Annotated in this window: 15 protein-coding genes; 8 read left to right on the forward strand and 7 right to left on the reverse strand. The window is 72.9% G+C overall.

From position 1 onward, the window contains the following. Positions 1–7: 7 nt before the first annotated feature. The 3 genes from BX266_RS15005 to BX266_RS15015 all read right to left on the reverse strand — a co-directional run bounded on the left by BX266_RS15005 (position 8) and on the right by BX266_RS15015 (position 2,899). The gene (locus tag BX266_RS15005; protein WP_099900138.1) at positions 8–991 is read right to left on the reverse strand and encodes an N-acetylglucosamine kinase; all 984 of its coding nucleotides are present in this window, start codon (positions 989–991) and stop codon (positions 8–10) included. Further along, a complete protein-coding gene (locus BX266_RS15010; RefSeq protein ID WP_218969336.1) occupies positions 988–1,749 on the reverse strand; it encodes an SIS domain-containing protein in 762 nt (253 codons plus the stop codon). The genes BX266_RS15005 and BX266_RS15010 overlap by 4 nt, the downstream gene beginning before the upstream one ends. Positions 1,750–1,819: 70 nt before the next feature. Continuing rightward, a complete protein-coding gene (locus tag BX266_RS15015; protein ID WP_143686930.1) occupies positions 1,820–2,899 on the reverse strand; it encodes a hypothetical protein in 1,080 nt (359 codons plus the stop codon). A 74-nt stretch (positions 2,900–2,973) separates the two neighbouring features. On the opposite strand from BX266_RS15015, the gene BX266_RS15020 reads away from it, so the two are divergent. After that, a complete protein-coding gene (locus tag BX266_RS15020) occupies positions 2,974–3,546 on the forward strand; it encodes a DUF4291 domain-containing protein (protein WP_099900144.1) in 573 nt (190 codons plus the stop codon). Between the two features lie 22 nt (positions 3,547–3,568). Here BX266_RS15020 and BX266_RS15025 read toward each other — a convergent pair whose 3' ends face one another. Further along, positions 3,569–5,212, reverse strand: coding sequence for an RICIN domain-containing protein (locus tag BX266_RS15025; protein ID WP_259464706.1), 1,644 nt, complete (start codon positions 5,210–5,212; stop codon positions 3,569–3,571). 243 nt (positions 5,213–5,455) lie between these two features. Next, entirely contained in the window at positions 5,456–5,695 is a 240-nt protein-coding gene (locus BX266_RS15030) for a chaplin (protein ID WP_099900146.1), read from the reverse strand. Between the two features lie 438 nt (positions 5,696–6,133). On the opposite strand from BX266_RS15030, the gene BX266_RS15035 reads away from it, so the two are divergent. The 3 genes from BX266_RS15035 to BX266_RS15045 all read left to right on the forward strand — a co-directional run bounded on the left by BX266_RS15035 (position 6,134) and on the right by BX266_RS15045 (position 7,262). Further along, on the forward strand, positions 6,134–6,376 hold the full coding sequence (locus tag BX266_RS15035; protein ID WP_033252291.1) for a chaplin: 243 nt from the start codon (positions 6,134–6,136) through the stop codon (positions 6,374–6,376). An 86-nt stretch (positions 6,377–6,462) separates the two neighbouring features. After that, positions 6,463–6,762, forward strand: a complete 300-nt coding sequence (locus tag BX266_RS15040) for a chaplin (protein WP_099900148.1) — start codon at positions 6,463–6,465, stop codon at positions 6,760–6,762. Between the two features lie 116 nt (positions 6,763–6,878). After that, positions 6,879–7,262, forward strand: a complete 384-nt coding sequence (locus tag BX266_RS15045) for a hypothetical protein (protein ID WP_099900150.1) — start codon at positions 6,879–6,881, stop codon at positions 7,260–7,262. Positions 7,263–7,328: 66 nt separating this feature from the next. On the opposite strand, the gene BX266_RS15050 is transcribed toward BX266_RS15045, so the two are convergent. Further along, positions 7,329–8,036 carry a hypothetical protein gene (locus BX266_RS15050; protein WP_099900152.1) on the reverse strand — a complete coding sequence of 236 codons (708 nt, stop codon included), beginning with the start codon at positions 8,034–8,036 and terminating at the stop codon, positions 7,329–7,331. A 210-nt stretch (positions 8,037–8,246) separates the two neighbouring features. On the opposite strand from BX266_RS15050, the gene BX266_RS15055 reads away from it, so the two are divergent. The 4 genes from BX266_RS15055 to BX266_RS15070 all read left to right on the forward strand — a co-directional run bounded on the left by BX266_RS15055 (position 8,247) and on the right by BX266_RS15070 (position 10,550). Beyond that, positions 8,247–8,651, forward strand: a complete 405-nt coding sequence (locus tag BX266_RS15055) for a hypothetical protein (protein ID WP_259464707.1) — start codon at positions 8,247–8,249, stop codon at positions 8,649–8,651. A gap of 144 nt (positions 8,652–8,795) precedes the next feature. Continuing rightward, a complete protein-coding gene (locus tag BX266_RS15060; RefSeq protein WP_099900156.1) occupies positions 8,796–9,140 on the forward strand; it encodes a rodlet layer protein in 345 nt (114 codons plus the stop codon). A 197-nt stretch (positions 9,141–9,337) separates the two neighbouring features. Beyond that, positions 9,338–9,595, forward strand: coding sequence for a hypothetical protein (locus BX266_RS15065; protein WP_099900158.1), 258 nt, complete (start codon positions 9,338–9,340; stop codon positions 9,593–9,595). 190 nt (positions 9,596–9,785) lie between these two features. Beyond that, positions 9,786–10,550 carry an RNA ligase family protein gene (locus BX266_RS15070; protein WP_259464708.1) on the forward strand — a complete coding sequence of 255 codons (765 nt, stop codon included), beginning with the start codon at positions 9,786–9,788 and terminating at the stop codon, positions 10,548–10,550. A gap of 46 nt (positions 10,551–10,596) precedes the next feature. Here the strand turns inward: BX266_RS15070 and hemB are convergent, their stop codons facing one another. Further along, positions 10,597–11,577 (reverse strand): porphobilinogen synthase, encoded by a 981-nt coding sequence (hemB, locus tag BX266_RS15075; RefSeq protein ID WP_099900160.1) that lies wholly within the window; start codon positions 11,575–11,577, stop codon positions 10,597–10,599. Between the last annotated feature and the right edge of the window lie 59 nt (positions 11,578–11,636).

Here is an 11,636-nt window from a genome sequence, read left to right on the forward strand (position 1 = left end):
GCCCCCGCTAAGCGGTGAGTCGGCGGTGGAGAGCCTCGGTGCCGTGGCCGAGGGAGCGCGCGGCGAGCCACGCGGCCGCGCCGGCGCCGTTGCGGGCGGTGTGGAGCGGGGCGGCGGGCCAGTGGGCGGCGAGCAGCGGGCGGAGGTGGGCGGCGAGGGGGGTTTCGGTGCTGAGCAGGCCGCCGGCCAGCACGATGGGGAGCGGGGAGTCGGCGGCGCGGATCAGCCGGAGGGTGTCGAGGAGGTGAGCGGCGGCGCGCTCCACCAGGGCCAGCGCCTCGGGGTCGCCCTTCGACGCGTGGTCGAGGACGATCGGGGCGAACCGGGCCAACCGGGCCGGCGCCTGGGCGTGCGCGGCGGCGACCAGGGCGGAGCGCGCGCCCGTGTCGAGGTCGCCCAGCTCGCCGAGACCGCCGGGGCCGACCAGGGCGTCGGCGATCGCGGCGGCGAAGTCGCCGAGGTGGCCGCGGTCGACGGCGGTGAGGGTCGCGGAGACGGCTTCCCGGCCGAGCCAGAAGCCGGAGCCGCGGTCGCCGAGCAGCCAGCCGTGGCCGTCGGCGGTGCGCCGCAGGGCGTGGTCGCGGATCTCGGCGGCGACCGCGCCCGTCCCGCTGAGCAGGACGTTGCCGTCGGGGGCGGGGGTACCCGCGGCGTGGGCGAGTTCGGCGTCGCTGATCAGCTCGGGGCCGGTGGCCAGCCCGAGCGAGGCCCAGAGTCCGGGGAAGTCGAGCCGGGTCACCATGCCGCCGGCCAGGCCGAGCCGGCCCGCCTCCACCCGGCGCGGGTCGAGACCGGTCAGCGCGGCGCGGACGGTGTCGCCGATCTCCTTGAGGGCGGTCTCGACGCCGTGCGCCACCGGGTTGCCGCCCGCGCCGCGCGCGGTGCCGAGGACCCGGCCGTCGAGCGCGGCGACCAGGACGCGGGTGCTGGTGCCGCCCACGTCCAGGCCGAGCACCAGCCGTTCGGCGAGCGGAGGCTGACCGGTGGTCATGCGGTGCGGCGGATGCGGCCGGCGTACAGCGCTTCGAGCTTGCCGTTGTGCTCGTCGCCGCCGGGGATGTTCGCCGAGAGGTAGACCGGGGGGACGCCGCCGCTCTCCTCGATCCGGCGGATCACCTCGGCGACGACCTGCTGGCCGAGCAGCGCGGCGGTGATGGAGGAGATGCCGCAGGCCTTGCCGCCGCCCGCCATCGGGAGGACCGCGTCGCCGAACGGGGCGCCGTTGTCGAGCACCACGTCCGCGTAGTCGCGCAGCCGCAGGCCGGAGGGGTGCTTGGGCTGGACGCCGGCGGTGTGCTCGGCGGAGGTGACGACGATCAGCGGGTGGCCGTTCTCCTTGGCCAGTCGGGCGAGTTCGACCACGCAGCCGTTCACGCCCGAGTTGGAGGCCAGCACGAACACGTCGGCCGGGTGCGGGTTCGTCAGCTCCCAGAGCAGGCCGGCGGACTCGGTGCCGCGCTCCAGCTCGGAGCCCTCCAGGATCTGCACCGGGCGGCCGCCGAACAGCACCACGTCGCGCAGCGCGATCCGGTTGCTGGGCACCAGGCCGCCGGCCCGGCCGGCGATCTCCATCGCGAACGCCTCGGAGTGGCCGGTGCCGAAGGCCTGCACGATGCCGTCGGCGGCCAGCGCGGAGGTGATCAGCTCGGCCGCCTTCGCGACGCCCTCGGTCTGCGAGGTACTGACGCGGTCGATGGCGGCGTGGGCGGCGGCGGCGAATGCGGCCGCGGAGAGGCTGGACACCGGGATACCTCCAGGCTGAGCACGGTGGGACGGGTCACATCGTCGGCCCGCACCGCCGCCACTGTCAATGAATGGACTAGACCAGTCGGGGGTCAACGGAGTCCGCCGGCCAGGGCTCGAAGCCCGCACACTCGAACGGGTCGTCGTCCGGGTCGAGCGCCGGGAGTCCCTCGGCGCCCCGCTCGCCCCGCAGCCAGCCGAGCAGCACCTCCACCAGGCGGCCCGCGAGCGGGACTTCGCCGCGGACGTGCCGGGGCCGTACCACCAGAGTCCAGGCGTCCGGGTCCGGGCCGGTCACCAGCCAGCCGAGCCGGTCGTTGTCGATGGTGCAGCCGACCGCCAGGAAGCCGTCCGGCTCGGGCCAGCACGGGCCGGGCACCGACCGGCCGATCCGCTCCGGCAGTCCGGCCAGGTCCTCGGGCGCGTAGAGGCTCAGCCACTCCGACCAGGTGCCCGCGCCGTACGCATCCGCCAGGGCGAGGTAGTCGGCGGGCAGCCGGGTGCCGAGCAGGGCGAACGACCGCTCCCGGTCGACCGGTCGGGGCGCCGACCGAGGGGGCGGCACCAGCAGCCGGAGCGCGGGCAGTCCGGCCGGCCCGTGCAGCGCGAACTCGCTTTCGGCCGGCGAGAGTTCGCGGGTCGGCGGCGGACTCCACGGCTCGGGCGTCGCCCACTGCGGCTGCGCGGTGGCGGGCAGCGGCCCGAGGTGGCCGACCCGGTCCAGGACCACCGTCTCCAGGAAGGCGGTCAGGCCGAGGCCGGAGTCGAGCAGCGGTTCGGGGCGGGTCGCGTCACAGAGCACCACCGTCCAGCGGTCCGGCTCCGGATCGGCGGTGTTCCACAGCAGGAAGGTCCGGCCGCCGAGGGTGTGCCCCCACGGCAGCAGGCCGCCCGGAGCGGGGTGCAGCGGGGGCGGCACCCGGCCCGCCCCGCGCAGTTCCGTCCGGACGTCGTGCTTGGTCCACGGCAGCATCCCGAGGTACGCCCGGTCCGGGGCGTGCAGCTCGATCGCGCCACCGATCAGCAGCGACCCGCGCCGGGCCGACTCCCAGTAGTCCGACGGAAGTCGGAGCCCGAGCCAGGACTCGACGGCCGACCGGTCCACGGGCAGCGGCGGGCGCGGGTCGGCGAGGCCGAGCTGGGCGAGCAGGTCCACGCCCACCACGGTACGGCGGAGGGCAAGCGGAAATCCGGAGGCGGCGACGGGCGGGCGCGGGCCAGGATGCGGGGGTGAACGAAGTGCCGAAGAGGCAGATCAGAGCTCGCTACGACGACGAGACGGTGTACCAGGCGTTCCGCCCGGAGATCGCCGGGCCGGCGGCCGCCGCGGGCCGGTTCCCGGCGGCGTTCCAGGTCGACCGGACGACCTGGATCAAGCCGTCCTTCCGCTGGCTGATGCACCGCAGCGACTGGGCCCGCAGCGAAGGACAGGAGCGGCTCCTCGGGGTGGTGATCCGGCGGGCCGGGTTCGACGCCGCACTGGAGGCGGCGGTGCTCAGCTCGTACGAGCGCGGGGTGCACGCCTCGAAGGCGCAGTGGCAGCGCGAGTTGCGGCGCAGCCCCGCCCGGGTCCAGTGGGACCCGGAGCGGGACCTGCAGCTGCGACCGCTGCCGCACCGTTCGCTGCAGCTGGGGCTGGGCGGGGAACTGGTCCGGCGGTACACCGGGGACTGGCTGGTGCGGATCGAGGATCTGACGCCGCTGGCCCGGGAGTTGCACGCCTCCCGGGACGCCGCGCTGTTGCCGCCGGAGCAGCCGTACCCGCTGTCCTCGGGTACGGCCGCCCGGCTGGGCGTGCGCTGAGGCCAGGTCAGCGGCCGGTCCGTCAGCCGTGCAGGTAGACGATGCCGAGCTTGGTCAACTGCCAGTGCTGGGCGGCGGAGCCGTTGTCGGCGGCGAGCTCGACCAGGGGGTTGCCCTGGCCGTCGGTCCGGGTGGTGGCGGTGGCGAGCCTGGTCGGGTCCTGGGAGTCGGCGAGCTTGTAGCTGCCGTCGCCGACCGGCTGGAGCAGCCAGTGCTGGTTGCCGCCGCCGTTGCAGCGCCACTGCTCGATCTTGGCGCCGGGCGCGGTGGAGGCCCCGGCGACGTCCAGGCACATGTCCCGGTTGCCGCTGAAGTCCAGTTCGAAGGAGCCGCCGGCCTTGATCTCGAACACGAAGGACTGGTTGAGCCCGCCGGTGGCCGGATAGGTGATCGCGGTGCGGCCGTTGGTGGAGTCGCCGTAGCTGCCGCCGCCCGCCAGGTCGAGCGCCCTGCCGTCGGCCCGGTTGGTGAGCTGGTACCACGCGCCGTCCTCGGGGGTGTCGGGGAACGGCTTGCCGGGGGTGAGCGCGGTGATCGAGGTGCCGTCCTGCTGGTTGAGCTCGCAGAACGCCTGCCCGAGCGCGGCCTGCTGGTAGAACTGCCGCAGGCAGGCGGCCTCGGCCGCGTACCCGGCGACCCGCAGGTGGTACGACTGGCGGACGTTGTTCATGCACAGGCCCGGGATGGAGATCGGGCTGTCGCAGCCGTTGCGGGTCTTCTCCGACAGGTCGATCACGTCGCCGTTGGTGTACTCGTAGGGGGAACTGGTCCACTCCGCGCACACCTCGTGGCCGAAGGCGACCCGGCGCTGGTCGAGGTAGCGCACGCCCGGCACGCCGGAGGCCGCCTCGCGCAGCGCGTCGCTCAGGGTCGGGACGACCCAGTTGTGGCCCCAGGCGAGGTCCTCGGGGAAGGCCGGGCAGCCGTCGGCGACCTTGCCGGCGTAGTCGTTGCGCCGGATGTCGGGCGTGATCGGGTTGAAGTACGACTGGTAGACCAGCTGGTAGGAGTCGTCCGAGTAGCCGGCCTTCCGCATGGTGTTGCGGACGTTGGTGAGCGCGGCCGTCACCTTTGGCTTGACCCCGGCGGCGCGGCGGGTGATCTCGGCGCTGCCGATGGTGTCCCGGCAGCCCTGCGCCTGCGGGACCGGGAAGTACTGGGCCAGGCAGTCCATCATGATGTTCGCGAACTCGAAGTCGTCGTTCGCGCCGATCGTGACGACCACCATCTTCACGTCGTACCGGGCGGCGGTGGAGGCGAGTTGGACGTCCTGCTTGGGCTCGCCGAAGTCGCCGCTGCCCGGCCCGGTGATCTTCGCCAGCTCGGGGTCGCTGACCAGGTCGCCGGTCTGCGCGCCGGAGCAGGCCAGGTCGATCGGGGTGACGCCGGGCAGCTGGGTCACGAAGATCTCGGACCTGGTGGAGCGGTGGCAGTAGTTGGTGGGGCTGTCGGTGCCGGGGACGTAGTCGTCGCCGGTGTCGGTGCCGGCGCCTTCGCCGGATATCGCGCTGTCGCCGAGCGCGACGATCGCCGCCGGCTTGCCCGGACTGCCGGACGCCGCCCGGGCGTTGGCCGCCAGACCGGTGCCGAGTCCGAGGGCGGCGAGCAGGGCGGCGGTGGCGAGCAGCGCGGGTGGCCTGCGGCGGGCAGGTGAGGTCCTGAACACTCATGACTCCTTGCGAGGGTGGGGGATCGCCCGACGGCTGCCGGGCGGCGCGGAGCATGGGGCCGGGCGGGGACCCGGGGAAAACATGAGGCAGGCTCACATGCTAGGTACTGACAGGTAACACAACAAGACTCGCGACGTTCAACACTCGGTCAGGAACCCTGGGCCGGAACGCAGTTGAGCCGCCGCCCGCACCCCGTCAGGAGGGTGCGGGCGGCGGCTCGACCAGCCAGCGGGCCGGCGTCAGCCGACGTTGGCGCAGGAGTTGCCGAACGCCGGGTTCAGGGCGCCGATGACGTCCACGGAGTTGCCGCACAGGTTGACCGGGATGTGCACCGGAACCTGGATCTGGTTGCCGGAGGCGACACCGGGGGAACCGGCGGCGACACCCTCGGCGCCGCTGCTCGCCATGGCGGAACCCGCACCGGCGGCGACGATACCCACGACAGCGGCGCCGACGGCGGCGGTCTTCTTGATGCTCATTTGAGTCTCCTCGATAAATCAGATCTTCCAATTGCCGCGCCGGGGGCTACCGGAAGGAAGCACACGGGACGTGCACCAGGCCAACGAAGCGGTCCGGGATCAGTTGCGCGGGTCCCCGAACAATCACCCACCCGGAGTAATACGCGCATTCGGGTGATCGGGGAATCAGCCCGTTTCCCCCGCCGGTTCGGCTCGTTCTTCCTGGCGAAACCGCTTCACAGCGGCGACACCGTGGACGTGATCCGCAACCGCTCCCAGCCGTGAGTGAGCGGTCGCCGGCACCCCACCGACGCGGCACGCATCGCCCAAGCCACGGGCGACACGCGGGTGTTGAGCCGCGTGAGTGACATTCACGGCGCATCCGGAAAATCGCGGGCGATGATGCGATCGCCCGGCACCCGACCATCCACAGTCGGGCAGAACGTGAGGAAGAAAGCTATGCGCAACTTCAAGAAGGCCGCGGTCCTGTCCGTCGCCGCCGCCGGCCTGGTCCTCGGCTCCGCCGGTCTGGCCAACGCCTCCGCCGGTGCCGAGGGCGTCGCCGCCGGCTCCCCCGGCGTGCTCTCCGGCAACCTGATCCAGGTCCCGGTGCACGTCCCGGTCAACGTCTGCGGCAACACCGTGAACGTGATCGGCCTGCTGAACCCGGCGTTCGGCAACCACTGCGCCAACGTCGGCTGAACTGCCTGACGCAGCGCTCGCGCCGCACCGCACACCCGTGCGGTGCGGCGCACCAACTCCCTGTGTGATCTAGGAGATCAACCCCCATGCAGAACGTGAAGAAGGCCGCTGTCCTGTCGGCCGCCGCCGCCGGCCTGGTCCTCGGCTCGGCCGGTCTGGCCAACGCCTCCGCCGGTGCCGAGGGCGTCGCCGCCGGCTCCCCCGGCGTGCTCTCCGGCAACGCCGTGCAGGTTCCGGTGCACGTCCCGGTGAACGTCTGCGGCAACTCGATCAACGTGATCGGCCTGCTGAACCCGGCGTTCGGCAACTCCTGCGCCAACGTCGACCTGCCGATGGAGCACGAGCACCACGAGCACCAGGAGCCGCCGGTCGACGAGGACTGCTGAACGGTCCAGGCCGATCGGTAACCCCGTGCAGACTGCCCCTCGGCCACCGGCCGGGGGCAGCGCCCGTTCGGGAACAGTGCTACCTCCCCGCTCAACTCACCCGTAAGGATTGGCCGATGTCCCGGAAGACCACCGGCGCGGTGGCCGCGCTCGGCGCCGCGATGCTGCTCGGCGGCGTCACCGCCCAGGCCGCGCACGCCGAGACCGAACAGCTCGGCGGGCTCCCGCTGCCCACCACCAACCTGCAGAACACCGACGCCCAGCAGGCCGTCGGCGGCACCACCAGCGCGCTCGGCTACGCGGTCGCCCCGGTGAAGGACCTACGGCTCGACCCCTGGGCCGGGTCCTCCGCGGACGTCCTCGACAACGGCGTCGCGGTCGTCCCCGACAACGGCCTCGGCCCGGTCGGCACCGCCCCGCTCACCTCGCCGCTCTCCGCCGGCGGCGGCGCCAAGGACCTCCCGGTGGCGGGCCCGCTCCTGGGCGCGCTGCCGCTCTGAAGCCCCGACAGCCGTACGGCCCGCTCCTCGCGCAGAGGGGCGGGCCGTACGGCTGTCGACGCCGGATCAGACGCCGGACTGGTCCAGCGCTCCGGTCAGGGTCTGCACCGGGGCGGCCTGGTTCATCATCTCGCCGGTGGTCGCCATCGTGGTGCCGGCCAGGTTCTTCACCGAGTCGGTCACCGAGATCTGGTCCTGCTCGCCGCCCAGCGAGGCGCTCGCGCCCGGCACCGCCTGCACCGGCGCCGTCACCAGGTGCGGGTCCACCTTGTCCAGGGTCAGCGCGGCGTCGGTGAGCCGGCCGCTCTCCCCCTCCACGAAGGACACCGGGTGGCCCAGGCCCACCGCCGGGCCCGCCAGGTTCAGCGGGGCGGCCGGCGCGTCCAGGCCCAGGGTGCCCAGCTCGGCGCTCCGGTCCACCTCCGGCAGCGGCAGCACCGCCCCCAGCGACGGGCCCGCCTTGCCGCCGTTGATGGCCGGCAGCACGTGGTCCGGGATCGGCTGGTTCGGGTCCTGGTTGGTCTCGGTGGGCGGCATCAGCGGCGAGGTCGGGATGCCGCCGTGCACCTCGCCGCCGTCCGGCAGCAGCGGGAGCGGCGCGGTGGCCGCACTGAGCGGAATGCTGAACGGCACCTCCTTGGTGGCCAGACCGTCCTCGATCGCGGCCACCTCGGCCGGAGTCTTCGGAGCCGCGTGGGACACGCCCTGCGCCGCCGCCACGCCGGCGCCGACCGCCAGCAGCAGGGCGCCGGTCGCCCGCTTGGAGAGCTTCATCGTGTTCGCCGTTCGTTCGGGTACATGGGTTCGGATACTCGGGGTCGGGTACTTGGGTTCGGGTACTCGCGTCACCTGGCGAACGAGTCAGCTCCCTCGCGGATAGCGGGAGTTAACCGGAACGGCGTAATAATCCGACCGGCACGCGGGGAAACCGGTGATCCTCGACGAATTTCCTCGGCACCCCGTAACTTTCCGAGTCGCCATTCTTTGATCCCGACGACGACGGGGCAGCACCCCTCGAACGGCATTTCAGAGAGGTATCTCCATCATGCTCAAGAAGTCCTTCGCTACCGTCGGCCTGGCCGCCGCCGCGCTGGCCGCGGTGTCCACCCCGCCGTCGCGATCGGCAACTCGGACGGTTCGGCCGGCTCCATCCAGGGCAACGGCGGCACCAACGCCACCGGCACCTGGGGCAACCACAGCCCGAACTTCCACTTCGCGGACAACCCGAACATCTGCCTCCCGGAGATCCACAACATCGGCGTGGCCGTCCTCGGCGTGGCCGTTCCGGTCGAGGTCGACGCGCTCAACAACCAGCCCAAGCAGACCTGCGTGGTCGGCGAAGGCACCCTCGGCAGCGGCGACGGCGGCGTCTCCCACCTGGTCGGCTGACGCCCCGTCACTGCCCCGGCGCGGAGCCCCACGCTCCGCGCGGCTCGACCCGTCGGACCGCTCCCCCGGTCCGGCGGCAGGCCCCGGTGCGAGCCACGCACTGGGCCGCTGCTCCACTCCATCAGATCCGAAAAGGAAACCCCAATGATCAAGAAGGCTCTCGCCGCCGCCGGCGTTGCCGCCGCCGGTCTCGCCACGATCGCCTCCCCCGCGATGGCCATCGGTGACTCGGACGGCGCCGCCACCTCGGTCCAGGGCAACGGCGGCACCAACGCCACTGGCACCTCGGGCAACCACAGCCCGAACTTCCACACCCTGGACAACCCGAACCTCTGCCTCCCCGAGGTCCACAACATCGCCGTCGCCGTCATCGGCGTCGCGGTGCCGATCGAGGCCGACGTCCTCGACAACAAGCCGGCGCAGACCTGCGTCGTCGGCCAGAACACCGTGGGCAGCGGCGACGGTGGCGTCAGCCACCTGATCGGCTGACCTTCCGGTCGCACAACGACCGCCGGGCCGGGGGAGCGATCCCGCGAGCCCGGCGGTTCCATGTCTCCGGCCTCCCGGAACCCGTTCGTCTGCGGCGCGATCGGGTGATCGGAGCTCCGGTGGGCGCGTGCAGCGCCGCTCCAGCCGCACCCCTGTGTTGACGTAGAGACAATCACCTGACGCAGAGAGGAACTCTCATGAAGAGCAAGCTGGGCAAGGTCGTCGTCACCTCCGTGGCCGCGCTCGCCCTCGCCGGCATCGCCGCCCCCGCCTACGCGCACGTCGCCGTCGGCGGCGGCCAGGAGGGCGTCGCCACCGCCGACGAGCCCTTCGTCGCCGGCCACTGGGCCGGTTTCGCCGAGACCTCCCACATCTTCACCGCGGGCGGCGGCTACGGCTGGGCCACCGACACCGCCGTCGGCGGCGGCGAGGGCGGCATCGTCGCCATCGACTGACCCCACCCCACCCCGAAGGCGCGGAAACCCACCGGTTCCCGCGCCTTCGGCGCGCCCGGAGCACAGCGGAAGGGGGGTGTGGGTGGGGAATTTCTGTTATGCCAATTGACGCAGGGAAAAAGGTGACCTAGCGTCAGGGGCCATGGAGGAGCAACGGGGTAGGGGCCGGCCGCGGAAGGATCCGGAGCGGTTGGCGCGGTGGGTGCCGCCGGAGGGCTGGTCGCGGCTGGTGGCCTGGGTCTCGCCGGAGGAGAAGAAGGCGCTGAAGCGGGTGGCCGTGGAGGCGGAGGTTTCGGTCGCGGACCTGGTGCGGGCGTTGGCGGGCGGGCTCGCGACGGGGGCCGTGACGCACGAGGAACTGCTCGGGCAGGTACGGAGGGGGCTGGCGGTCATGGAGAAGATTCCGACGCTGTTCGAGCGGGACGGCGACTTCAAGGTGGTGGACCGGCCGCGGGCGGAGTGCGCCTGGGTGTTCGCGGGCGAGGGCGCGCCGACGGAGAAGGTGGACGGCACGAACGTCCGGCTGACGGTCCGTTCGGGGCAGCTGGTGCGGGTGGAGAAGCGGCGCAACCCGAGCGCGGCGCAGAAGAAGCTGGGCATCGTCGACGGCTGGTACGTGGACACCGCGGAGGGCGCGGCCGAGGACCGCTGGATCCTGGCCGCCGCACGGGGCACCGACGTGCGCGGGTGGCCGGACGGGGAGCACCCCTGCGAGGCGCTGGGGCCGCGGATCCAGGGCAACCCGTTGGGGCTCGCGGACCACGTGTGCCTGCCGTTCGACCGCGAGGCGCCGGTGTACGACGGGGTGCCGCGCAGCTACCGGGGCCTGCGGGAGTACCTGGCGGAGCTGGAGAGCCGTTTCGCGCCGGGCGCGCTCGCGGAGGGCATCGTGTTCCACCACCCGGACGGCCGGCGCGCCAAGATCAAGCGGAAGGACTTCCCGAAGTCCGCCTGATCCCGGCGCACCTGACGCCGCTGCGGCCGGAGCGGCCGACGGAGGGTCAGCGGACCATCCGGGCTGCCTCGACGGCCCAGTAGGTGAGGATCTGCTCGGCGCCGGCCCGGCGGATCGAGGTGAGGGTCTCCAGGATCATCCGCTCGCGGTCGACCCAGCCGTTGGCGGCGGCGGCCTCGACCATCGCGTACTCGCCGGAGACCTGGTACGCGGCCACGGGCACCGGGGAGGCGTCGGCGACCTGGCGGAGGATGTCGAGGTAGGCCATGGCGGGCTTGACCATCACCAGGTCGGCGCCCTCGGCGAGGTCCTGCTCCAGTTCGCGCAGCGACTCGCGGGCGTTGGCCGGGTCCTGCTGGTAGGTCTTGCGGTCGCCCTTGAGCGAGGAGCCGACGGCCTCCCGGAACGGGCCGAAGAACGCGGAGGCGTACTTGGCGGTGTAGGCGAGGATGCCGGTGTCCTGGTGCCCGGCGGCGTCCAGCGCCTTGCGGATGACGCCGACCTGACCGTCCATCATCCCCGAGGGCCCGACCAGGTGGACGCCCGCGTCGGCCTGCACCACGGCCATCTCGGCGTAGCGCTCCAGGGTGGCGTCGTTGTCGACGGAGCCGTCGGCGGCGAGCACCCCGCAGTGGCCGTGGTCGGTGTACTCGTCCAGGCAGAGGTCGGACATCACGACCAGGGCGTCGCCGACCTCGGAGACCACGTCGCGGATGGCGAGCTGCAGGATGCCCTCGGGGTTGGTGCCCTCGGTGCCGGTCGCGTCCTGCACCTCGGGGACGCCGAACAGCATGAGGCCGCCCAGTCCGGCTTCGGCGGCCTCCACCGCGGCACGGCGCAGGGTGTCCCGGGTGTGCTGGACGACGCCCGGCATGGAGCCGATCGCCTGCGGCTCGGTGATGCCCTCGCGGACGAAGGCGGGCAGGATCAGCTCGGCCGGGTGCAGCCGGGTCTCGGCGACCAGGCGGCGCATCGCCGGGGTGGAGCGCAGCCGGCGCGGACGGACGGACGGGAATTCGGCGGACACTTCGAAGGCTCCCTGAGTCACGAGAGATGCGTCAGGGGGAGACCGGCGGCCTCCCCCTG

Source organism: Streptomyces sp. TLI_171, assembly GCF_003610255.1.
Classification (GTDB): domain Bacteria; phylum Actinomycetota; class Actinomycetes; order Streptomycetales; family Streptomycetaceae; genus Kitasatospora.

Excerpts from the sequence above, each read along its gene's own strand:
- BX266_RS15005 (WP_099900138.1), bottom strand. The coding sequence starts at position 991 with ATGACCACCGGTCAGCCTCCGCTCGCCGAACGGCTGGTGCTCGGCCTG.
- BX266_RS15030 (WP_099900146.1), bottom strand. The coding sequence starts at position 5,695 with ATGAGCATCAAGAAGACCGCCGCCGTCGGCGCCGCTGTCGTGGGTATC.
- BX266_RS15035 (WP_033252291.1), top strand. The coding sequence starts at position 6,134 with ATGCGCAACTTCAAGAAGGCCGCGGTCCTGTCCGTCGCCGCCGCCGGC.
- BX266_RS15040 (WP_099900148.1), top strand. The coding sequence starts at position 6,463 with ATGCAGAACGTGAAGAAGGCCGCTGTCCTGTCGGCCGCCGCCGCCGGC.
- BX266_RS15045 (WP_099900150.1), top strand. The coding sequence starts at position 6,879 with ATGTCCCGGAAGACCACCGGCGCGGTGGCCGCGCTCGGCGCCGCGATG.
- BX266_RS15050 (WP_099900152.1), bottom strand. The coding sequence starts at position 8,036 with ATGAAGCTCTCCAAGCGGGCGACCGGCGCCCTGCTGCTGGCGGTCGGC.
- BX266_RS15060 (WP_099900156.1), top strand. The coding sequence starts at position 8,796 with ATGATCAAGAAGGCTCTCGCCGCCGCCGGCGTTGCCGCCGCCGGTCTC.
- BX266_RS15065 (WP_099900158.1), top strand. The coding sequence starts at position 9,338 with ATGAAGAGCAAGCTGGGCAAGGTCGTCGTCACCTCCGTGGCCGCGCTC.